The sequence below is a fragment of the Pseudoalteromonas sp. CR1 genome (genome assembly GCF_019392235.1).
In the GTDB taxonomy this organism is placed as follows: domain Bacteria; phylum Pseudomonadota; class Gammaproteobacteria; order Enterobacterales; family Alteromonadaceae; genus Pseudoalteromonas.
This window is the reverse complement of record NZ_JAHXRM010000689.1, coordinates 1-229: the sequence shown is the minus strand read 5'-3', so window position 1 is coordinate 229 and position 229 is coordinate 1. Positions and strand designations below refer to the sequence as shown.

Genomic DNA, 229 nt, shown 5'->3' with positions numbered 1-229 from the left:
ATCGCGCGGACTTGCAGTTCGAGCGCCTGCCGGCGAGTTACTTCACCGGCATCCTTGAACGGTTGGAAGGCCGCGCGGTTTGTGCGCTTTATTGGGTGGACGAGCACCTGGTGGCGTTCAACCTGATCCTGTTGGACCAGCACCGTTTGATCGACAAGTTTTTCGGGCATGACCGCGAGTTCAGCCGGGAGTACAACCTGTATTTCAGAAGTTGGCTGACCAATGTCGG

Annotated in this window: 1 protein-coding gene; it reads left to right on the top strand. The window is 57.2% G+C overall.

Annotation, left to right across the window (positions count from 1 at the left end):
* On the top strand, positions 1–229 hold a 229-nt coding region (locus tag KZZ04_RS21035; RefSeq protein ID WP_219424153.1), incomplete at both ends, for a GNAT family N-acetyltransferase.